Below are 20515 nucleotides of genomic sequence, written 5' to 3'. Positions count from 1 at the left end.
TCGAAGGGCGGCTATCGAGAGCCCTCGAAGAAGGAGAGAGTGGCCCTCGTCGCAGGGGTCGCGTCCCTTTTCGACGGAAATGTCGACATGGCTCGTTCTCGACTGTCCGAGGTGGACTACCGCCTCGACACCTTCACCGACACCGCCTCCGGACGCCGCTACGCCGAGGTCTCCGACGCCGCCGTCCCCGCCGGCCGTACCGCCCGCGGCTGGGGCCGGATCTACGTCGACCTCGCCGGCCCGCCGCACTGGTCGGTCCAGGTCCCCCACCCCCAAGCCGACCGGTACACCGAGCGGCTGGGCGCCGAGGTCCTGCGCGGCGCCCCCGGCGGGGTCATGGTCCTGGCCGGCGCCCACCGCAAGGCGGCCTCCGGTGGGGGCGGGGCCGCCGGCGCGGGCGCGGAAGGGGACGGCGAGCGGGAGGGCGAGCGCCGGCCCGAGGACGACCCCGCGGACATGGCCCACCGCACCGACTCCGTCTTCCACGCCGTCGTCGCCGAACTGACCCGCCGCGGCCTGCCCGGCATCCAGCTCCACGGTTTCGCCGACTCCTCGGTCCCCGACACCGGGGCCGTCGTCTCCACCGGCGCCGGCGACCGGGCCGCCGCGGAGGCCGCCGGCCTGGCCGCCGCGCTGGAGGGCGAGGGCGTCACCGTCTGCCGCGCCCGCGACACCTCCTGCCCGCTCGCCGGCCGCACCAACGCCCAGGGCCGGCTCGCCGCCGAACACGGCACGCGCTTCCTGCACCTGGAGCTGTCCCGGTCCCTGCGCGCCCACCCCGACCCGCGCGCCGGCGCCGCGCGCGCGATCGCGTACGTCACCGAGGGCTGGGCCGGCCGGGCCTGAGGGGGAACGGCCGGGGAGGTACGGCCCGGGAGGTACGGCCGGGGAGGAACGGACCGGGAGGAACGGCCGAGGGCCGGATCCCCGGGTGGGGAGCCGGCCCTCGACTGCTGCGGGAACGTTCCCGCGGTAACCGCGGGAGCGACCGTACTGCCTACTGCCTACTGAAGGACGCCGTCGTGACCCTCGTGCAGGCCACCGCCGCTGCCCGAGCCGCCCGTCGGCTGCGACGGCGGGACCGGCTGCGACAGCGGGGCCAGGTCGAAGGCGTAGTGGCCGACCGCGTTCGCGATGACGTCGACGTTGATGTCGAGCGCCTTCTGGTCGATGTTGTTGATGTCGTCGCCCTTGCCGTGGTAGTTCACGTCGTACGCGACACCCGCCTGGCCGCCGAACTTCGCGGCCTGCTCGGCGGTCTTGATGCCCTCGGCACCCGTGAACGTACCGCCCGCCGGAATGCCGGACGCGATGAACGGGCCGTAGTCCGAGCGGCCGGAGAAGTCCGTGCCCTCGTGCGGGATCTTCTGCGAGTCGAGGAAGTCGGTGATCCCCTTCTCGATCTGCGCCGAGCCCTCCGGGCCGGGGCCCGAACCGACCTTGTCCGAGTCGTCGCCGTCGTAGACGAAGTACGCGGAGTTCGGCGAGGCGATCATGTCGAAGTTCAGGTACAGCTTGATCTGCTTCTTCTGGTCCTCGGTCAGCGAGCCCACGTACGCCTCGGAGCCCAGCAGGCCGAACTCCTCGGCCGACCACCAGCCGAACTTCACCTTGTTCTTGATCTTCGACTGGCTGCTCGCCAGGCGCTGCGCGACCTGGAGGATGCCCGCCGAACCGGAACCGTTGTCGTTGATGCCCGGACCGGCCGCGACCGAGTCCAGGTGCGCGCCGAGGAAGACGGTGTTGTTCTCGTCGCCGCCCTTCGTCTCCGCGATGACGTTGTACGTCTTGCGGTTCTCGCGCTTCTCGCGGATGTCCAGCGTGATCGAGACCGGACCCGCCGCCGCCTCCGCGGCCAGCTTCTCGCCGTCGGCCTGGGAGATGCCACCGGTCGGGACCTTGCCCGCCGTCGGGTCGCCGAGGGTGCCGTTCAGGGCGCCGTCGGTGTTGTTGTAGATCACCGCGCCGACCGCGCCGGCCGCCGCCGCGTTCAGCTGCTTCACGGCGAAGGTGCAACCGCCGCGCTTGACCAGGGCGATCTTGCCGGTGAAGGCACCCGCCGCGAAGTCGCCGGGCTCGCAGCCCGTCGTCCCGTCGGCGTCGACCGGAGCGACCGCGACCGGAGCGGTCACGCCACCCTCCGGGCTGTTGCCCGTGTACGTCATCAGGTGGATCGGGACGTCGCGCCCGCCCGCCCCGTTCACCTTCAGGCTCTCGGCGAGGGTCTCCACGTAGACGAACTCGAACTCGTTGCGGGTCACCTTGTAGCCGGCGCCCTTCAGCACCGCCTCGACGTACTGGGCGGACTGCACGTGCCCCTTGGAACCCGCCACGCGGTTGCCGTTGTTGTAGTCGGCCAGCGACTGGAAGACCTTCAGGTGGTTGTAGGCGCCCTTGCCGGTCGCCTCCTTGACCAGCTTCTTGGCCAGGGCGTCACCCCGGGCGGCATCGCTCTGCGGGCTTCCGGTGGCGCCCGCAGGCCCCGCGAGGAGCAGCGGGGAGACGATGGCAGCGGCGGCCAGGGCTGCCGTGGCTGCGGCTATACGGCGAGAGGGCATGAAGGTCCTTTCACAGCAGGTGCGCGAAGAGCACGGTGCGTGGGGGAGTGGTGGGCCGCACGTTAGGCATCAATCGGCCGTACGCGCCAGGGTTTTCACTGCTTCCGGTTTGTGAAATCCGGATATCGGTGCCTACGCGCCGGCGAATTTCGGCCAACGTCCGCCCAACGTCCGCAGGCCGGAGACCCCGCGCGTGACACGTGCCGAAACGCCGCCGGCACACCGGCCGCGCCCGATTCAGCGCAGAATGCCCTCGATGAAATCGGTGCCTATTCGGGCCACCACGGACAGATCCAACTGATGCTGCGTATAGCGCCCCTGACGGCGCGTGTGCAAAAGCCCCGCCTTCTTCAACACGGCCAGGTGCCGGGACACCTCCGGAGCCGAGATCCCGAGCACCGTCGCCAGCTCGCTCGTCGTGTACGGAGCCCTCGCCAGACTGCGGCACAACATCATCCGCATCGGGTGCGCCAGCGCCTCCATGCGCCGCTGCATCAACTCCACCGACCCCGCCCCCAGCGCCGAGGCCGGCGCGGGCGAACTCAGCGGATAGTGCACCACCGGCCGCCACGCGGGCGCGTGCAGCACCAGCAGGTGCGGCCAGCCGAAGTTCGTCGGCACGAACACCAGCCCCGACCCGATCCGCGGATCCGTCGCCGTGGCCTGCCCGTTCACCATCTTGTCCACGGTGATCGTCGTGTGCGCCTCGTCCACCGTGAGCGCCGACGACACCTCCTTCAACGCCGCCGGCAGACCCTTGCGGCGCAGCACCTCCGTCTTGTGCCGGGCATCGGCCGACTGCCGGGGCTCGATCCCCCGCCACGTCTCGGCGAAGAACGCCTCGTCACAGTCCTCCAACAGCCTCCGCATCCACACCCGCACCGCCTGAGGCTCGTCCAGCAACCGCAGCGAGAACCGCAACTGGCGCGGTCCGCGCGCCGCCGCCACCTCCAACGCCTTGGCGCGCGCCGCCGGATCCGACAGCGGGGAAGGACCGCCGCCCTCGTTGTAGAGCGCCAGCCAACAGTGCTCCAGGGCCGCCATCACGAACCGCTCGTCGTCCAGCCGGTCGAGTACGTCGAGCTCCTCGGCCAGCGTCGCCGCCGGCCGCCCCGTACCGCCCGGAACCCCCGCGAACGCCATGAAGACGTCCGAGAAGGAGCTACGCCACATGAAGTCCGCCTCCAGCAGGCGGTCCGCGAGACACGGATCGAGCGAGGCTTGAGTGGCGCTCGTCCAGGAGTGCAGCTCCGGATGGTGCGCCGGCTGCGAGAGCGCGTGCAGCGCCATGCAGAGCTCGGCGAGGGGCGACGGCGCGAAGCCGATCCGCTCCGCGGGGAGCCCGGCGATGTCGATGGTGACGCTCATCGCCCCATCATCACCCGCCGCGCGCGAGGACGGGAGATCGGGTTGCGCCGCAGGTGGGAGGCGACGATTGACGGGGACCGTCAATCGTCGCGCCCGGCGCCGCCGGCAGGTTCAGGGTGGACGCATGACCGCCATCGAGCAGTACCTCATCGACACCTACCGGGCCGCGCAGCACCAGAGCCCCATGCCCCCGCCGCCGGGCCGCGACGACGTCGCCACGCTCCGCGCGCTGCGCACCGAAGCCCGCTTCCGCGCCGTCCTCGACGGCCGCCCGGCCACCCACCCCTGGCGCGCGGCCCTCCACCGCCTCCTGCACCCGGCGCGGCCGTGCTGAGGCGGGTCGGGGGGCGGCGGAACACCGCGGGGCGGGGTCGGGGAGGTGCTGGGGGTTTCCCGTCAGTCTCATCGTCTCTCCGGGGCGGGCCGGGCCCTCAAGGGCGCTCACTTCGTTCGCGTCGCTTCGCGATGGCCTTCGGCCACCCTTGACCGCCCGTCCCGCCCCGGACAAACGAAGACTGTCGGGAAACCCCCGAAAGAACGGCCACGGGGCAGGGAAGGGACGACCCCGCATCAGCGACCAGCGAGCGGCCATCCCACGGGCCCACCGGGCATCGGGCACTCACAGCCCCTTTCGGGACCGAGCCCACGGCCTACCTGCACGAAAAGTCGACGAGACCATCCCCCGGAGCAACCGAGCGCGACAGATCGCTACGCGCTCCTCATCGCTTGGCGTCCGCCGGCCGTCTGGGGTCAATACCTCCACTCCAGGACGATCACGGAGGTCCGGGAAGCGGGCAGGCGTTTCAGATCACCACGTTCGTGGGCTCGACGTTGGTGACGGCGGTGGTGAATTCGCGGCCGTTCCGTCCACGGATGTACGCCCAGTGCCACCCTGTGTGACGAGGTAACCGCGCCCAACCCCTCCGCGAGTACCGTGGAAGGGTCGGAGAAGCATGCAAGTCATGCACCTGTGGGGAGAGTTGCTCATGGCGCGACGCTCACGTCGGCGGCGGAAGCGGCCCCCGTCGCCGGACCGCGCCTCGTCGCCTTCCTGCGGGGTCAGCAGGCCCACGCAGCGGCGATGGTCGGTGACAGGCGGCAGGCGTTCACCCGACTGCGGGAGGCCGAGGAGGCCCTCGCCCGTGCCGACGACCGTCGGGAGTCCATCGGGGGCTACGACCGGACCGCGTACCTGTTCCACGTCGCCCACGTGCTGAACGAGACGAAGGACGTTCCGGGCTCCGTCCGTACGCTGCGGGAATCGATCCGGGTACAACCGCCCCAGGAACGGCAGGGCCGTCTCCACGCCTATGGGCTCCTCGCGCAGAGGCAGCTGTCCATCGGGCACGTGGAAGCGGCGTGCGAGTCGTGGGGCCGCTTCCTCGACGAGTACGAGGTGTTGTCCTCGGCACGCGGTGACGAGCACTTCGAAGTGATGACCCTTCGGCTCCGCCCACACCGCAGCGTCAGGGCCGTACGAGACCTCCAGGAGCGGGCCCACCTCATCGGCACGCTCAAGGGCTAGGAGCCACAGGGTGTGACCGGCCCAAGACGGCGGTCGGACGCCGAGACGTGAGGAGCGCGTAGCGATCTGTCGCGCCTGCCTGCTTCCCGGACCTCCGTGATCGTCCTGGAGTGGAGGTATCGGCCCAAGACGGGCCGGCGGACGCCGAGACGTGAGGAGCGCGTAGCGATCTGACGCGCTCGGGTGCTCCGGGGGACGGTCTGGTCGACTTTTGGTGCGGGTAGGGCCTGGGTGGGGTCCCGAAAGGGGCTGTGAAGGAGGTCGCCCGGTTGAGGCTCCTCGCCCGGGAGGTCGAGGGTCGCTGATGCGGGGGAGATCGCCTCCTGCCCCGTGGCCGTTCTTTCGGGGGTTTCCCGACAGTCTTCGTTTGTCCGGGGCGGGACGGGCGGTCAAGGGTGGCCGAAGGCCATCGCGAAGCGACGCGAACGAAGTGAGCGCCCTTGAGGGCCCGGCCCGCACCGGAGAGACGATGGGACTGACGGGAAACCCCCAGCCCGTTCCCGACACCGCCCGGCTCGGGTTCGGCTCTACACCCGGTCCAGGAAGTCTCGGACCGCCGTGGCGACGTCCTGGGGGGTCCAGGTCAGGCCCGGTTCGGTGATCGTCAGTTCCGTGACCGCGCAGCCCGGGGGCCCCTGGGCGTGCCAGCGGCGGAACAGGACCGTGCCCGTCTCCTCCGCCAGGCGTACGGAGGCCTCCGTCAGGCGGTCGGCCTCGTACGGCAGCCACACCTGGAACTGGTGCGTGTGCGGGACCTCCGGGTGGACGCGGAACCACGGCACGCCGGCCCGGGTGAGGGACTCGCGGAGCGCCGCCGCGACCGTCCGCGCCCCCGCGACGTACTCCGGCAGGCGCGGCAGTTCCCGTTCCAGCCCGGCCAGCGCGGCCAGGGCCTGCGGGAACTGCCGGAACACCTGGCCGCCGTAGCGGTGGCGCCACACGCGGGTCTCCTCCACGAAGGAGCGGGGTCCCGCCAGGGCGGCTCCGCCGATCCCGCCGAGCGACTTGTAGAAGGAGACGTAGACCGAGTCCGCGAGTCCCGCGATCCGATCCAGCGGGCGGCCGAAGTGGACGGTGGTCTCCCACAGCCGGGCCCCGTCGAAGTGGACGACAGCGTCGCGGTCCCGGGCCGCGGCGACGACGTCCTCCAGCTCCTCCCACGTCGGCAGCAGGAACCCGGCCTCGCGCAGCGGCAGCTCCAGCATCAGGGTGCCGAAGGGTTCCGCCGTGCCGGTGACCTCCTCGGCCGTCGGCGGTCGGGGTTCCGTCGTCGGATGGGTGGTGCGCAGCCCCGACACCACGGACAGGGCGTCGCCCTCCCACATCTCGGGGTGGCTCATGGGGTGGAGGGCCACGACGGGGTTGCCGGTGCGGCCCGCCCAGCAGCGCAGGGCGATCTGCTGCGCCATGGTCCCGGTGGGGAAGAAGGCGGCGTCCTCGGTGCCGAGCAGGTCCGCGACCCGTCGTTCGAGTTCCGCGACCACCCCGTCGCCGTAGAGGTCGGGGGAGGCGTCCGGGTCGTGCGGGGTCCGGGTCAGGTCCGCCAGCAGCTCTCCCAGGGTGGGTTCCAGGGGGCCGCGCGTCAGGGTCCGCTCGGCCGCGCGCCAGGCCGCGACCAGCCGCTTTCCGTGTTCCTCGTCATCGGTCATGGAGTCGATCATGCCGCCGGCCGCGGGTCGGCGGTACCCGGCCGCCACCGGCGGGCCCCGGGCCCCAGGAGCTAGCATGGCGGCGTATCGTCCGGTACCCCCCGCGGACTGGAACGGAAGGCATTCCCCGCGTGAACGCACCCCATGAGACGGAGCCCCGGGATCCGTCCGGCCGTCCTGCCCGGCTCGCCGTCGGCGTCGTCGGGGCCGGTCGTGTCGGCCCGGCGCTGGCCCTGGCGCTCCGGCAGGCCGGTCACCACACCGTCGCCGTGTCCGGCGTCTCCGAAGCCTCCCGGCGCCGCGCCGAGCGGATGCTGCCCGACGTGCCGCTGGTGGCGCCCGCGCAGGTGCTGGAGCGGGCCGACCTGGTGCTCCTGACCGTCCCCGACGACGCGCTGCCCGGGCTCGTGGAGGGCCTGGCGAACACCGGGGCCGTCCGGCCCGGCCGGCTCCTCGTGCACACCTCCGGCCGCTACGGGACCGCCGTGCTGGACCCCGCGCGCCGCGCGGGCGCCCTGCCGCTGGCCCTGCACCCCGCGATGACCTTCACCGGTACCGAGGTCGACGTGCAGCGCCTCGCCGGCTGCTCCTTCGGGGTGACCGCCCCCGAGGAGCTGCGGCTGGCCGCGGAGGCCCTGGTCATCGAGATGGGCGGGGAGCCCGAGTGGATCGCGGAGGAGAACCGTCCGCTGTACCACGCCGCTCTCGCCCTGGGCGCGAACCACCTGGTCACCCTGGTCGCGCAGGCCATGGAGCTGCTCCGGAAGGCCGGCGTCGGCCACCCGGACCGGATGCTCGGTCCGCTGCTCGGCGCGGCCCTCGACAACGCCCTGCGGTCCGGTGACGCCGCGCTCACGGGGCCGGTGGCGCGCGGTGACGCCGGCACCGTCGCCGCGCACGTCTCGGAGCTGCGCAAGCACGCCCCGGCCACCGTCTCCGGGTACCTGGCGATGGCCCGTACCACCGCCGACCGGGCCCTCGCCCACGGCCTGCTGAAGCCCGAACTCGCCGAGGACCTGCTCAGCGTCCTCGCCGACACCGTCGAACCGGAGGGTGGCGAGCGATGACCGGCCCGCTCCTGCTGAACACCGCCGAAGAGCTCCACGGGCTCCCGCGCGCCGGCCGTCGCGCCGTCGTGATGACCATGGGCGCCCTGCACGAGGGGCACGCCACGCTCATCCGCGGGGCGCGCGAGCAGGCCGGGCCCGACGGGCAGGTCGTCGTCACCGTCTTCGTCAACCCCCTCCAGTTCGGGGCGAACGAGGACCTCGACCGTTACCCGCGCACCCTGGAGGAGGACCTGCGGATCTCCGCGGCGGCGGGCGCCGACGCCGTGTTCGCGCCCTCCGTCGACGAGGTGTACCCGGGCGGCGACCCGCAGGTGCGGATCACCGCCGGACCGATGGGCGGCCGGCTGGAGGGCGCCACCCGGCCCGGGCACTTCGACGGGATGCTCACCGTCGTCGCGAAGCTGCTCCACCTCACCCGCCCCGACCTGGCCCTCTTCGGTCAGAAGGACGCCCAGCAACTGGCGCTGATCCGGCGCATGGTGACCGACCTGAACTTCCCCGTCGAGGTCGTCGGGGTGTCCACGGTCCGTGAGGAGGACGGGCTCGCCCTGTCCTCGCGCAACCGCTACCTGTCGACGGCCGAACGCCGCACCGCGCTCGCCCTGTCCCGGTCGCTGTTCGCGGGCCGGGACCGGCTCGCCGCGCAGGCCGCGCTGCGGGCCCGTGCCGAGGCCGCGCCGGCCAGTGACGAGCGGGCCACCGCCCTGGCCCGGCTGGGCGAGGTCCGGGCCTCCGCCGACGCGCACGCCGTGTCCGCCGCGAGCCGCTGCCTGCCGGACGCCGTACGGGCCGCGGCCCGGCACGTCCTGGAGGAGGCGGGCCGGCACGATCCGCCGCTGGCCCTGGACTACCTGGCGCTGGTCGACCCGCGCGACTTCACCGACGTGGGGCCCGACTTCACCGGACACGCCGTCCTGGCGGTCGCCGCGAAGGTCGGCGCGACCCGGCTGATCGACAACATCCCGCTGGAATTCGGAGCACACGCGTGAGCACCACAGGCAGAGGCAGCACCCCGGCGAACGGCAGCGGCGGCGGCATCGACAGCGGTGCCGGTACCGGCTCGGGCTCCGGCGGCTCGGGCTCCGGCGGCTCCGCCACGGGCGGCACCGGCATACGCCTGCACGCCCCGGCGCCCGGCTGGGCGCTCGACGCCGACGTCGTGGTCGTCGGTTCCGGCGTCGCGGGCCTGACGGCGGCGCTGCGCTGCGCCGCCGCGGGGCGCCGTACGGTCGTGGTGACCAAGGCCCGTCTCGACGACGGCTCCACCCGCTGGGCCCAGGGCGGCATCGCGGCGGCCCTCGGCGAGGGCGACACCCCCGAGCAGCACCTGGACGACACCCTGGTCGCGGGCGCCGGCCTGTGCGACGAGGCGGCCGTGCGGCTCCTGGTGACCGAGGGCCCCGGCGCCGTCCACCGGCTCATCGAGACCGGCGCCGTCTTCGACACCTCCGCCGAGACCGGGGAGATCGAGCTGACCCGGGAGGGCGGCCACCACCGTCGGCGCATCGCGCACGCGGGCGGTGACGCCACCGGCGCCGAGATCTCCCGCGCCCTGGTCGACGCCGTCCACGCGGCCGGCATCCGTACGGTGGAGAACGCCCTGGTCCTGGACCTCCTCCAGGATGCCGAGGGCCGCACGGCCGGGGTCACCCTGCACGTCATGGGCGAGGGGCAGCACGACGGCGTCGGCGCCGTCCACGCGCCCGCCGTGATCCTGGCGACCGGCGGCATGGGCCAGGTGTTCTCCGCGACCACGAACCCGTCCGTCTCCACCGGTGACGGCGTGGCCCTGGCGCTGCGCGCCGGCGCGGAGGTCTCGGACCTGGAGTTCGTCCAGTTCCACCCCACCGTGCTCTTCCTGGGCCCGGACGCCGAGGGGCAGCAGCCGCTGGTGTCGGAGGCCGTGCGCGGCGAGGGCGCGTACCTCGTCGACGCGGACGGGGTCCGCTTCATGCGGGGGCAGCACGAGCTGGCCGAGCTGGCGCCGCGCGACATCGTCGCCAAGGGCATCATGCGCCGCATGCAGGAGCAGGGCGCGCAGCACATGTACCTCGACGCCCGCCACTTCGGCGCCGCGATGTGGGAGCAGCGCTTCCCGACGATCCTGGCCGCGTGCCGGTCCCACGGGATCGACCCGGTGACGGAGCCGATCCCGGTCGCGCCCGCCGCGCACTACGCGTCGGGCGGCGTACGCACCGACCTGCACGGCCGTACGACGGTCCCGGGCCTGTACGCGTGCGGCGAGGTCGCCTGCACCGGCGTGCACGGCGCGAACCGGCTGGCCTCCAACTCGCTGCTGGAGGGCCTGGTCTTCGCGGAGCGGATCGCGGACGACATCGTGGCGCGGGCCCCGCACGGCGGCGGTCCGGGCATACCGGTGCCCGCCACGGGCCCGCTCCAGCCGGCCGAGGCCCGCTTCGAGGTCCAGCGGATCATGACGCAGGGCGCGGGCGTGCTGCGTTCCGCCGAGTCCCTCGCCACGGCCGCCGCGGCGCTGGAGGACCTCTACACGACGGCTCTGGGCGAGCTGGAGGCCCACGGCAAGACGGCCGTACCCGGCGTGGAGACCTGGGAGGCGACCAACCTGCTGTGCGTGGCCCGGGTCCTGGTCGCCGCGGCGCAGCGGCGCGCGGAGACCCGCGGCTGCCACTGGCGCGAGGACCACCCCGACCGGGACGACGCCGAATGGCGCCGCCACCTCGTCGTGCGCCTGTCGCGTACCGAGAAGCGGGCCCTGGTCGTCACCCCCACCGACTCCGCGGACTTCCCGTCCGTACTTCACCCCCTCAGCCTGGAGAAGTGACCGTGAGCACCCCCGAACTCCCCCTGATCGAGCAGAACGAAGGCGGCTGCGGCGACGACTGCGGTTGCGGTGACGGCGAGGAGACCGGTCTCGACCCGGCGCTCGCCCAGCTGCTGGTCGACGCGGGCCTGGACCCGATCGAGGTCGAGGACATCGCGCACATGGCGCTGTCCGAGGACCTGGACGGCGGGGTCGACGTGACCACCGTCGCGACCGTCCCCGAGGAGGCCGAGGCCGTCGCGGACTTCGTGGCCCGCGAGGCCGGTGTCGTGGCCGGTCTGCGGATCGCCGAGGCCGTGTTCTCCGTGGTGTGCACGGAGGCCTTCGAGGTCGAGCGGCACGCCGAGGACGGCGACCGGGTCGAGGCCGGCGCGCTGCTGCTGTCGGTCCGCGCCCGCACGCGCGACCTGCTGACGGCCGAGCGCAGCGCGCTGAACATCCTGTGCCGGCTGTCGGGCATCGCGACCGCCACCCGTCGCTGGGCGGACGTCCTGGAGGGCACGGGGGCGAAGGTCCGCGACACCCGCAAGACGACCCCGGGCCTGCGCTCGCTGGAGAAGTACGCGGTGCGCTGCGGCGGCGGCGTCAACCACCGCATGTCGCTGTCGGACGCGGCGCTGGTCAAGGACAACCACGTGGTGGCGGCCGGTGGCGTCGCCCAGGCCTTCAAGGCCGTCCGCGAGGCCTTCCCGGACGTGCCCGTCGAGGTCGAGGTCGACACGATGCACCAGGTCCGCGAGGTCGTGGACGCGGGCGCCGACCTGATCCTGCTGGACAACTTCACGGTCCCGGAGACCGAGGAGGCCGTCGCGATCGTGGCCGGTCGCGCGACGCTGGAGTCCTCGGGCCGGCTGACGCTGGAGAGCGCCCGCGCCTACGCCGGGACCGGTGTGGACTTCCTGGCGGTCGGCGCGCTCACGCACTCCTCGCCGATCCTGGACATCGGCCTCGACCTGCGCGAGGCGGTGTAACCCGTGCTCCTCACCATCGACGTCGGCAACACCCACACGGTCCTCGGCCTGTTCGACGGTGACGAGATCGTCGAGCACTGGCGCATCTCGACCGACCCGCGCAGGACGGCCGACGAGCTGGCCGTCCTGATGCAGGGCCTGATGGGGACGCACCCGATGCTCGGCACCGAACTGGGCGACGGGATCCACGGCATCGCCATCTGCGCGACCGTCCCGTCCGTCCTGCACGAGCTGCGCGAGGTCACGCGCCGCTACTACGGGGACGTCCCGGCGGTGCTGGTGGAGCCGGGCGTCAAGACGGGCGTGCCGATCCTGATGGACAACCCGAAGGAGGTCGGCGCGGACCGCATCATCAACGCGGTCGCGGCCGTCGAGCTGTTCGGGGGGCCGGCGATCGTCGTCGACTTCGGTACGGCGACCACCTTCGACGCGGTCTCCACGAAGGGCGAGTACGTGGGCGGGGTGATCTCCCCGGGCATCGAGATCTCGATGGAGGCGCTGGGCGCGCGCGGCGCCCAGCTGCGCAAGATCGAGCTGGCGCGTCCGCGCAACGTGATCGGCAAGTCCACGGTCGAGGCGATGCAGTCGGGCGTGGTCTACGGGTTCGCGGGCCAGGTCGACGGGATCGTGAACCGGATGGCGCGCGAGCTCGCGGGCCCGGGCGGCGATCCGGACGACGTGCGCGTCATCGCCACCGGCGGGCTGGCCCCGATCGTCCTGGGCGAGTCCTCGGTGATCGACGACCACGAGCCGTGGCTGACACTGATCGGCCTGCGGCTGGTCTACGAGCGCAACGTGCCCAACTTCGGCTGAGGCGAAGGCTCCGGCGCCCCCGCGCGGGGGCCCGGCGCCCGCCCCCGCGGACGGCCCCCGCCCCACCGGCGGGGGCCGTTCGCGTCCGTTCGAGTCTGTCCGCGTCCGTCGGCGGGCGTCTCCGCGAGGGCGCGTGTCGCGCCCCTACGGCCTTTGTCCCGGGGCGACTTGGGGCCGTACGACCTCCGGTCACCGGCCGCCAGGCCGAACCATCAGCTTCAAGCTGATCGGTTAGCTTGGCGGCGTCGGACGCCGCGCATGGGAAACGGCACCGCCGAGACGCCACAGGACGGCCCAAATGCCCCGTAAATCACCGTACTTGCAGGTGGTCGATTCACTCCGCGACCGGATCGAGGCGGGTGAATGGGAGATCGGCGGCAAACTGCCCTCGCGCGCCCGTTTCGCCGCCGAGTACTCCGTCGGGCAGAGCGTCACGCAACGCGCCATGGAACAGCTGATCATCGAGGGCCTCCTCGAAGGCCGCGCCGGCTCCGGCACCTACGTCCGCACCCCGCGCCGCCGCATGCGCATGCTGCGCACCCGCCGCCGCGTCCCCGGCTCCGGCAACACCTTCCGCTCCGAGGCCGCCGCGCACGGCATCGCCGCCTCCTGGGACTCCCGCACCTACCCCCAGCTGCCCGCCCCGGCGCACATCGCGGCCCGCCTGGCCATCGAGCCCGGCGACCCCTGCGTGATGACCCGCTACGAGTTCATGGCCGACGGCAGCCCCGCCGAGCTCTCCGAGTCCTGGGAGCCGCTGGCCATCACCTCCGGCACCCCCGTCGTCATGCCGGAGGACGGCGAACTGCGCGGCGCGGGCGTCGTGGCCCGCATGCGCGCCATCGGCATCACGGTGGCCTCGGTCGTGGAGGTCCCGCGCCCCTCCCGGGCCAACCAGGACCAGGCCAACCTCCTCGGGATCAGCCTCGGCGCCCTGATCACCCAGGTCGAGCGCACGTACGTCGACACCGACGGCCGCCCCGTGGAGACCGCCGACCTCGTCATTCCGGACTCCCGCTACGAGATCGCGTACGCCTTTCCCGTTGAATGAGAACCGGCGGAGGAACGTCGCGCGTCGGAACATACGGGGCACGTTTTTCCCGGATGTCGGCGAAGTCCACGCCCCGTGGCGCTAGCGTCACGCTGGAGAAGCACCGCGACTCGTCCACTGCGGAGGAGAGACCATGACCGCGAACGCGCGCCCCGAGTGGCGGAAATCGTCCTACTGCGGCGAGGGTGACGCCTGCGTCTACGTCGCGGCGGCCCCCGGCACGCTCGTGCGGGTCGCCGACCGGGCCGACCCCGCGCACCTCGTGATGGCCACCACCCACGACGCCTGGGCCGCCTTCGTGGCGGCCGTCAAGCGCGGCGACTGAGCCGGCGGGCGCGGCGGCCCCGGCCGTCCGCCGCGCCGCACATGCCCACCCTCAGGATGTTTTGTCCGATTAGCGCGTATCTTCGCCCCATGCCCACGCCCTACGGATCCCGCGGCGGCATGGCGTTCAGCGCCGCCGAGCTGCTCGTGCTCAGGCGTCTCCTCGCCCACGCCCTCCAGTCCTCCACGGCCCCCCTGACGGCCCCGGAGGTCCAGGACTGCCTGCGCCTCGCGGCGTCGGTGGACGAGGCCACCGCGGAGGCGCAGCGGCTCAGAGCCTTCCTGCTCGCCGATCTCGACCGCTACCGCGGAGCCCTGCCCGGGAGCCTCTCCGGCTACCTGGAGCTGCTCCAGGACGCCCTGGCGGCCGGCTACGAGCCCGTCCCGGACGATCTCGCGGCCCTGCGCGCCCTGCGGGCCAACCCGGCCGCCGCCGCCGTGCTGGCGCGCGCCCAGGCCGTCGCGGAGCGCTCCGTACGCCGCCGCCTGGCCGCGGCCGGCCCCGTCACCCCCGCGCCCCGCACCCGGCTGCTGGCCCTGGCCGGGGGGCGCGAGGAGCCCCGTACGGACGGCGCGCCCCGCACGGCGGCCGACCGGGCCGACCGCGAGCCGCGCCCCGACCGCGAGCCGCGCACCGGCGCCGCCGCCCGCTCCGCCGCCGAGCCGCGCCCCGGACAGCCCCGCCCGGAGCCCTCGCCCAAGGAACCCCCGCGCCCCGCCGAGCCCGGCAGGCCCGTCCCGACCCCCGGCGAGGTCTTCCCGCCGCGCCGCAAGCCGACCCCGCCCCCGGCGGCCGGTCGCGCGGTCGGGTAGCTACGCTGGGGGGCATGGACTACGTCTCCGCGCTCGTGCCCCCCATCGTGATGGCCGCGTTCTTCATCGCCCTCGTGGTGACGATCGTCAAGAGCCAGGGCGGTGCCAACAAGGCCAAGGAGGACGCGGCCGTGGACGCCGTGCTCGCCCGCGCCGAGTCCGCGCAGCAGCCGCGCAAGTAGTCGCGCGAGGAGTCGCGCAAGGAGCCCGGCGAGCAGCCGCGCGAGCAGCGCGCGGCCGCGCGCCCGGTCGCCCGTCGGTCCCGGCCCGGCTGTCGCCGCGCGGGTTTTCACCGCGCGTTGCCGGCGAATAGTCGGGCAATTCATCCCAAGCCGCACTATCGTGCTGTTGTGCCTCGCCCCTTGGGAGAACTCGAAGACGCAGTGATGACGCGGGTGTGGCAGTGGAACCGCCCGGTCACCGTTCGGGAAGTCCTGGAAGACCTCCAGCAGGAACGGTCCATCGCGTACACCACGGTCATGACCGTTATGGACAATCTCCATCAGAAGGGTTGGGTCCGGCGCGAAGCCGAAGGCCGCGCCTACCGATATACGGCGGTCTCCACCCGCGCCGCCTACTCGGCCGCACTGATGAACGAAGCCTGGTCCACCAGCGACAACCCGGCGGCGGCTCTCGTCGCCTTCTTCGGCATGATGTCCGCGGAACAGCGCGAGGCCCTCCGCGACGCCGTTCGGATCGTCCAGCACGACGACGAGACCCCGGCCGAACCCGAGGGGGAGTCCGGCGCACGCGGGACCGAGCCGGGGCGATAACGTCCGGGTATGGGAGACCTTTCCACCGCAGACGCGAAATCAGTCACGATCCGCCGCGCCCGCACCCGTGACGTCCCGGCCCTGCGCGGCCTGCTCGACCAGTACGTGCAGCAGCGGATCCTCCTCGACAAAGCCCCCGTGGTCCTTTACGAGGACATCCAGGAGTTCTGGGTCGCGGAACGGGACTCCGACGGCCGGGTGGTCGGCTGCGGCGCCCTCCACGTCATGTGGGAAGACCTCGCGGAAGTGCGCACACTCGCCGTCGACCGCGAGTTGAAGGGCGCGGGCGTCGGGCACCAGGTGCTCGCCAGGTTGTTGGAGACGGCCCGTCGACTGGGCGTGAGCCGGGTATTCTGCCTGACCTTCGAAGTGGACTTCTTCGCGAAGCACGGCTTCGTCGAGATCGGCGAGACCCCCGTGGAGACCGATGTCTACATGGAGCTCCTGCGTTCCTATGACGAGGGCGTCGCCGAGTTCCTCGGTCTCGAACGAGTGAAGCCGAACACCTTGGGCAACAGTCGGATGCTTCTGCACCTCTGATCGATCACGCCGGGCTTTTTCGGGGCAGGGCCCGCCTGTGGCCTATGTCCGAATCGCGCACGTTTCCCGCCTTGTTGAGGTCCTGAACCTCTCCACGGGGGTTTGTGTTTTCCAGGCAAAAGCGGTTTCCTTTCCGCGTACTGCATTTTCGATGAAAGGAAATCCGGTGGCACAGAAGGTTCAGGTCCTTCTTGTCGACGACCTCGACGGTGGCGAGGCGGACGAGACCGTGACGTTCGCTCTGGATGGCAAGACCTACGAGATCGACCTCACCACCGCGAACGCAGAAAAGCTCCGCGGGCTGCTCGACCCTTACACCAAGGGTGGACGCCGCACCGGTGGCCGCGCCTCCACCGGTCGCGCCAAGGGCCGCGCCACGGCCTCCACGGGCAACCCGGACACCGCGGAGATCCGCGCCTGGGCGAAGTCCCAGGGCATGAGCGTCAACGACCGCGGCCGCGTCCCGGCCGAGATCCGCGAGGCCTACGAGAACGCCAAGGGCTGACGCGTACGCCGACCCAGGCGGGCGCGGTGGCATTCCGTCGCCGCCGCGGCCACCAGGCGTACGAGATCGGGCCCCGCGGCGTCCCCTCCGGGCCCGGTGCCCCGCCCGGGACCGGGCAGGGCCGGCAGTCGGGCCCCGCACCCCGGCTCCGGGGGCCGCAGCCACACGGCGGCCCCCCGGGGGACCCCGGAGCGCCCCGGCGGCACGGGAGCGGTGATCCCGCCCCCCGCGCCGAGGGCCACCAGGTCCAGGGCCACGCCGCCCCACTCCAGCCAGTCCAGCAGGCCGTCCAGCTCCTCGGCCCCGCCCGGGGCCACCAGGAAGAGCGTCCTGCGCCCCGCCAGCGCCACCGGACCGGTGGCCACGGGGCCCCGCAGCACCTCGGCACCGGCCTCCGCGGGCAGGTCCAGGACGTCGAACCGGGGACCGGTCAGGAGCGTCGCGGGCGGACCCGCGGCCACCGGCCAGCCCAGGACGCGCGCGTACCAGGCGGCCCACCCGGCCTCCCGGGACGTCGCCGGCGGCTCGGCGGCGGGCACGCGGGGCGACGGGACGAGGGCGCCGGCGGCACGGAAGACCATGACCGGAGCAACTGCGGCCCCGACCACGGGGTTACGCGGCGCGCACGGGTCATTGCGGAACGTAAACCCGCGTCGGGCGGAGTCCCACATTCGGGACACAAGCGTGTTCGCCCGTAGCGGAGGGAACCGTGCCCAGGGGCATGGACTGTCGGTCCTTACGGGTAAGACATTCCTAGTGGATCGGGGCGACACGCTGATTTGAGCGGCTTCCGTTCGCCATCGGCGTACACGTGTGACGGGTATCTGCCTGGCCTGCGGGAACATCGTCTCGCACCATCGGGTTGGAGCAGTTGTCGGCTCTTACAGCCGGTTTTCCTCACCGACGTGGGGGTGAGCCGCAGACGGATGTCGGCAGTTGGAATGAGCTGTCCCGCCCCGCGGGACTAGCATGCGGAAGGACAGGGCGGGGACCGACCCCGAACTGCCCGACCGCTCTGAGGAGCGATAAACGATGTTCGAGAGGTTCACCGACCGCGCGCGGCGGGTTGTCGTCCTGGCTCAGGAAGAAGCCCGGATGCTCAACCACAACTACATCGGCACCGAGCACATCCTCCTGGGCTTGATCCACGAGGGTGAGGGTGTCGCCGCTAAGGCCCTGGAGAGCCTCGGGATTTCGCTCGAGGCTGTTCGCCAGCAGGTTGAGGAGATCATCGGTCAGGGCCAGCAGGCCCCGTCCGGGCACATCCCCTTCACCCCGCGGGCGAAGAAGGTCCTGGAGCTTTCGCTCCGAGAGGCCCTCCAGCTCGGCCACAACTACATCGGCACCGAGCACATCCTGCTCGGCCTGATCCGCGAGGGCGAGGGCGTCGCCGCCCAGGTCCTCGTGAAGCTGGGCGCCGATCTCAACAGGGTTCGGCAGCAGGTCATCCAGCTGCTCTCCGGCTACACCGGCGGCGGCAAGGAGTCGGCCACGGCGGGCGGCCCGGCCGAGGGGACCCCCTCGACCTCGCTCGTCCTCGACCAGTTCGGCCGCAACCTCACCCAGGCGGCCCGCGAATCCAAGCTCGACCCGGTCATCGGGCGCGAGAAGGAGATCGAGCGGGTCATGCAGGTGCTGTCCCGCCGCACCAAGAACAACCCGGTCCTCATCGGCGAGCCCGGCGTCGGCAAGACCGCCGTCGTCGAGGGCCTGGCCCAGGCCATCGTCAAGGGCGAGGTGCCCGAGACCCTCAAGGACAAGCACCTCTACACCCTCGACCTGGGTGCGCTCGTCGCCGGTTCCCGCTACCGCGGTGACTTCGAGGAGCGCCTGAAGAAGGTCCTGAAGGAGATCCGCACCCGCGGCGACATCATCCTGTTCATCGACGAGCTCCACACCCTCGTGGGTGCGGGCGCCGCCGAGGGCGCGATCGACGCCGCGAGCATCCTGAAGCCCATGCTGGCCCGTGGTGAGCTCCAGACCATCGGTGCCACGACGCTCGACGAGTACCGCAAGCACCTCGAGAAGGACGCCGCGCTGGAGCGCCGCTTCCAGCCGATCCAGGTGGCGGAGCCTTCCCTCCCCCACACGATCGAGATCCTCAAGGGCCTGCGCGACCGCTACGAGGCCCACCACCGCGTCTCCATCACGGACGAGGCCCTCGTCCAGGCGGCGACGCTCGCGGACCGCTACATCTCGGACCGCTTCCTGCCGGACAAGGCGATCGACCTGATCGACGAGGCCGGCTCCCGGATGCGCATCCGTCGGATGACCGCGCCGCCGGACCTCCGCGAGTTCGACGAGAAGATCGCGGGCGTGCGCCGCGACAAGGAGTCGGCCATCGACTCCCAGGACTTCGAGAAGGCGGCTTCGCTCCGTGATTCGGAGAAGCAGCTGCTCGCCGCGAAGGCCAAGCGCGAGAAGGAATGGAAGGCCGGCGACATGGACGTCGTCGCCGAGGTCGACGGCGAGCTCATCGCCGAAGTCCTCGCGACCGCGACCGGCATTCCCGTCTTCAAGCTCACGGAGGAGGAGTCCTCCCGCCTCCTGCGCATGGAAGACGAGCTCCACAAGCGCGTCATCGGCCAGAAGGACGCCATCAAGGCGCTCTCGCAGGCCATCCGCCGTACCCGTGCGGGTCTGAAGGACCCGAAGCGTCCCGGTGGCTCGTTCATCTTCGCCGGCCCGTCCGGTGTCGGTAAGACCGAGCTGTCCAAGACGCTCGCCGAATTCCTCTTCGGTGACGAGGACGCGCTGATCTCCCTCGACATGTCGGAGTTCAGCGAGAAGCACACGGTTTCCCGTCTCTTCGGTTCGCCCCCCGGCTACGTGGGCTACGAAGAGGGCGGCCAGCTGACCGAGAAGGTCCGCCGGAAGCCGTTCTCCGTCGTCCTCTTCGACGAGGTCGAGAAGGCGCACCCGGATATCTTCAATTCCCTTCTCCAGATCCTGGAGGACGGTCGCCTGACCGACTCCCAGGGCCGGGTCGTGGACTTCAAGAACACGGTCATCATCATGACGACCAACCTGGGTACGCGGGACATCTCCAAGGGCTTCAACCTGGGCTTCGCCGCCCAGGGCGACGTCCGCACCGGTTACGACCGGATGAAGGCGAAGGTCAACGAAGAGCTCAAGCAGCACTTCCGGCCCGAGTTCCTGAACCGTGTCGACGACACGGTGGTCTTCCACCAGCTCAGCCAGGAAGACATCATCCAGATCGTCGACCTGATGATCGCCAAGGTGGACGAGCGCCTCAAGGACCGCGACATGGGCATCGAGCTCAGCGGTGACGCGAAGCTGCTCCTGGCCAAGCGCGGCTACGACCCGATCATGGGTGCGCGCCCGCTGCGCCGGACCATCCAGCGCGAGATCGAGGACCTGCTGTCGGAGAAGATCCTCTTCGGCGAGCTGCGCCCCGGTCACATCGTGGTCGTCGGCGTGGAGGGTGAGGGCGAGGACGCCAAGTTCACCTTCCGCGGCGAGGAGAAGTCGGCCCTGCCCGACCTGCCCCCGATCGAGGCCACGGGCTCCGGCCCGGACCTCTCCAAGGGCGCGTAGGCACCGGCGCCCTTACAGGCGGTACGAAGGGGCGGCCCCGGAACCGATCGGTTCCGGGGCCGCCCCTTTGGCGTGGTTCCGGGGCCGCTCCCCGGTGGAATCCCGGGTGACGGGCGCCACCCGGGGCCCCGGGAGCCGGTGACAAGCCGCACAGGGCAAATCGGACCTACTAGGAACTCTCGTAGACTCACCTG

Annotated in this window: 19 protein-coding genes and 1 pseudogene; 16 read left to right on the top strand and 4 right to left on the bottom strand. The window is 72.0% G+C overall.

Annotated elements, in window-relative coordinates:
- Positions 1-87: 87 nt before the first annotated feature.
- Positions 88-846: a hypothetical protein gene (locus tag ACZ6ZI_RS08170; RefSeq protein ID WP_469517809.1), complete on the top strand. Its 759-nt coding sequence runs from the start codon at positions 88-90 to the stop codon at positions 844-846.
- A gap of 158 nt (positions 847-1004) precedes the next feature.
- On the opposite strand, the gene ACZ6ZI_RS08165 is transcribed toward ACZ6ZI_RS08170, so the two are convergent.
- Entirely contained in the window at positions 1005-2558 is a 1554-nt protein-coding gene (locus tag ACZ6ZI_RS08165) for a M28 family metallopeptidase (RefSeq protein ID WP_469517805.1), read from the bottom strand.
- A gap of 237 nt (positions 2559-2795) precedes the next feature.
- Positions 2796-3926: a DUF5937 family protein gene (locus ACZ6ZI_RS08160; protein ID WP_469517802.1), complete on the bottom strand. Its 1131-nt coding sequence runs from the start codon at positions 3924-3926 to the stop codon at positions 2796-2798.
- Positions 3927-4050: 124 nt separating this feature from the next.
- Between ACZ6ZI_RS08160 and ACZ6ZI_RS08155 the strand changes: the two genes are divergently transcribed.
- A complete protein-coding gene (locus ACZ6ZI_RS08155; protein ID WP_469517798.1) occupies positions 4051-4260 on the top strand; it encodes a hypothetical protein in 210 nt (69 codons plus the stop codon).
- A gap of 597 nt (positions 4261-4857) precedes the next feature.
- Positions 4858-5451 (top strand): annotated as a pseudogene (locus ACZ6ZI_RS08150) (hypothetical protein); the annotation flags it as partial.
- A 527-nt stretch (positions 5452-5978) separates the two neighbouring features.
- Here the strand turns inward: ACZ6ZI_RS08150 and ACZ6ZI_RS08145 are convergent.
- Positions 5979-7100, bottom strand: coding sequence for a threonine aldolase family protein (locus ACZ6ZI_RS08145; RefSeq protein ID WP_469517795.1), 1122 nt, complete (start codon positions 7098-7100; stop codon positions 5979-5981).
- A gap of 131 nt (positions 7101-7231) precedes the next feature.
- On the opposite strand from ACZ6ZI_RS08145, the gene ACZ6ZI_RS08140 reads away from it, so the two are divergent.
- The 12 genes from ACZ6ZI_RS08140 (at position 7232) to ACZ6ZI_RS08085 (ending at position 16763) form a co-directional block, all read left to right on the top strand.
- Entirely contained in the window at positions 7232-8167 is a 936-nt protein-coding gene (locus ACZ6ZI_RS08140) for a Rossmann-like and DUF2520 domain-containing protein (protein WP_469517792.1), read from the top strand.
- On the top strand, positions 8164-9159 hold the full coding sequence (gene panC / locus ACZ6ZI_RS08135; protein WP_469517790.1) for a pantoate--beta-alanine ligase: 996 nt from the start codon (positions 8164-8166) through the stop codon (positions 9157-9159). The genes ACZ6ZI_RS08140 and panC overlap by 4 nt, the downstream gene beginning before the upstream one ends.
- Positions 9160-9281: 122 nt before the next feature.
- Positions 9282-10973, top strand: coding sequence for an L-aspartate oxidase (locus tag ACZ6ZI_RS08130; RefSeq protein ID WP_469518637.1), 1692 nt, complete (start codon positions 9282-9284; stop codon positions 10971-10973).
- Between the two features lie 2 nt (positions 10974-10975).
- Positions 10976-11944, top strand: coding sequence for a carboxylating nicotinate-nucleotide diphosphorylase (nadC, locus tag ACZ6ZI_RS08125; protein WP_363062941.1), 969 nt, complete (start codon positions 10976-10978; stop codon positions 11942-11944).
- Positions 11945-11947: 3 nt separating this feature from the next.
- Positions 11948-12757 (top strand): type III pantothenate kinase, encoded by an 810-nt coding sequence (locus ACZ6ZI_RS08120; protein WP_363062924.1) that lies wholly within the window; start codon positions 11948-11950, stop codon positions 12755-12757.
- 298 nt (positions 12758-13055) lie between these two features.
- Entirely contained in the window at positions 13056-13808 is a 753-nt protein-coding gene (locus ACZ6ZI_RS08115) for a GntR family transcriptional regulator (protein ID WP_469517785.1), read from the top strand.
- Positions 13809-13941: 133 nt separating this feature from the next.
- Positions 13942-14133 carry a DUF397 domain-containing protein gene (locus tag ACZ6ZI_RS08110; protein WP_363062920.1) on the top strand — a complete coding sequence of 64 codons (192 nt, stop codon included), beginning with the start codon at positions 13942-13944 and terminating at the stop codon, positions 14131-14133.
- An 89-nt stretch (positions 14134-14222) separates the two neighbouring features.
- Positions 14223-14945, top strand: coding sequence for a hypothetical protein (locus ACZ6ZI_RS08105; protein ID WP_469517781.1), 723 nt, complete (start codon positions 14223-14225; stop codon positions 14943-14945).
- 14 nt (positions 14946-14959) lie between these two features.
- Positions 14960-15127: a hypothetical protein gene (locus tag ACZ6ZI_RS08100; RefSeq protein WP_363062916.1), complete on the top strand. Its 168-nt coding sequence runs from the start codon at positions 14960-14962 to the stop codon at positions 15125-15127.
- Between the two features lie 168 nt (positions 15128-15295).
- Complete coding sequence (locus ACZ6ZI_RS08095; protein ID WP_469517778.1) at positions 15296-15718, top strand: BlaI/MecI/CopY family transcriptional regulator; 423 nt, start codon at positions 15296-15298, stop codon at positions 15716-15718.
- 9 nt (positions 15719-15727) lie between these two features.
- On the top strand, positions 15728-16258 hold the full coding sequence (locus ACZ6ZI_RS08090) for an amino-acid N-acetyltransferase (protein WP_363062913.1): 531 nt from the start codon (positions 15728-15730) through the stop codon (positions 16256-16258).
- A gap of 166 nt (positions 16259-16424) precedes the next feature.
- Positions 16425-16763 (top strand): histone-like nucleoid-structuring protein Lsr2, encoded by a 339-nt coding sequence (locus ACZ6ZI_RS08085; protein ID WP_363062911.1) that lies wholly within the window; start codon positions 16425-16427, stop codon positions 16761-16763.
- On the opposite strand, the gene ACZ6ZI_RS08080 is transcribed toward ACZ6ZI_RS08085, so the two are convergent.
- On the bottom strand, positions 16742-17344 hold the full coding sequence (locus ACZ6ZI_RS08080) for an SCO3374 family protein (RefSeq protein ID WP_469517773.1): 603 nt from the start codon (positions 17342-17344) through the stop codon (positions 16742-16744). The two genes, ACZ6ZI_RS08085 and ACZ6ZI_RS08080, sit on opposite strands and share 22 nt — an antisense overlap.
- Before the next feature lie 451 nt (positions 17345-17795).
- Between ACZ6ZI_RS08080 and ACZ6ZI_RS08075 the strand changes: the two genes are divergently transcribed.
- A complete protein-coding gene (locus ACZ6ZI_RS08075) occupies positions 17796-20321 on the top strand; it encodes an ATP-dependent Clp protease ATP-binding subunit (RefSeq protein WP_363062907.1) in 2526 nt (841 codons plus the stop codon).
- Positions 20322-20515: the final 194 nt, after the last annotated feature.

It is taken from the genome of Streptomyces sp. NPDC103540 (assembly GCF_055584445.1).
Note: the sequence above shows the minus strand (reverse complement) of the source record. Positions and strands in the feature narration are given on the sequence as shown.

What these genes read in the sequence shown, in the direction of transcription:
- ACZ6ZI_RS08145 (WP_469517795.1), bottom strand. Translation starts at nt 7,100, where the DNA reads ATGACCGATGACGAGGAACACGGAAAGCGGCTGGTCGCGGCCTGGCGC.
- ACZ6ZI_RS08170 (WP_469517809.1), top strand. Translation starts at nt 88, where the DNA reads ATGGCTCGTTCTCGACTGTCCGAGGTGGACTACCGCCTCGACACCTTC.
- ACZ6ZI_RS08155 (WP_469517798.1), top strand. Translation starts at nt 4,051, where the DNA reads ATGACCGCCATCGAGCAGTACCTCATCGACACCTACCGGGCCGCGCAG.
- ACZ6ZI_RS08080 (WP_469517773.1), bottom strand. Translation starts at nt 17,344, where the DNA reads ATGGTCTTCCGTGCCGCCGGCGCCCTCGTCCCGTCGCCCCGCGTGCCC.
- ACZ6ZI_RS08100 (WP_363062916.1), top strand. Translation starts at nt 14,960, where the DNA reads ATGGACTACGTCTCCGCGCTCGTGCCCCCCATCGTGATGGCCGCGTTC.
- ACZ6ZI_RS08165 (WP_469517805.1), bottom strand. Translation starts at nt 2,558, where the DNA reads ATGCCCTCTCGCCGTATAGCCGCAGCCACGGCAGCCCTGGCCGCCGCT.
- ACZ6ZI_RS08105 (WP_469517781.1), top strand. Translation starts at nt 14,223, where the DNA reads ATGCCCACGCCCTACGGATCCCGCGGCGGCATGGCGTTCAGCGCCGCC.
- ACZ6ZI_RS08090 (WP_363062913.1), top strand. Translation starts at nt 15,728, where the DNA reads ATGGGAGACCTTTCCACCGCAGACGCGAAATCAGTCACGATCCGCCGC.
- ACZ6ZI_RS08110 (WP_363062920.1), top strand. Translation starts at nt 13,942, where the DNA reads ATGACCGCGAACGCGCGCCCCGAGTGGCGGAAATCGTCCTACTGCGGC.
- ACZ6ZI_RS08075 (WP_363062907.1), top strand. Translation starts at nt 17,796, where the DNA reads ATGTTCGAGAGGTTCACCGACCGCGCGCGGCGGGTTGTCGTCCTGGCT.
- ACZ6ZI_RS08160 (WP_469517802.1), bottom strand. Translation starts at nt 3,926, where the DNA reads ATGAGCGTCACCATCGACATCGCCGGGCTCCCCGCGGAGCGGATCGGC.
- ACZ6ZI_RS08115 (WP_469517785.1), top strand. Translation starts at nt 13,056, where the DNA reads ATGCCCCGTAAATCACCGTACTTGCAGGTGGTCGATTCACTCCGCGAC.
- panC (WP_469517790.1), top strand. Translation starts at nt 8,164, where the DNA reads ATGACCGGCCCGCTCCTGCTGAACACCGCCGAAGAGCTCCACGGGCTC.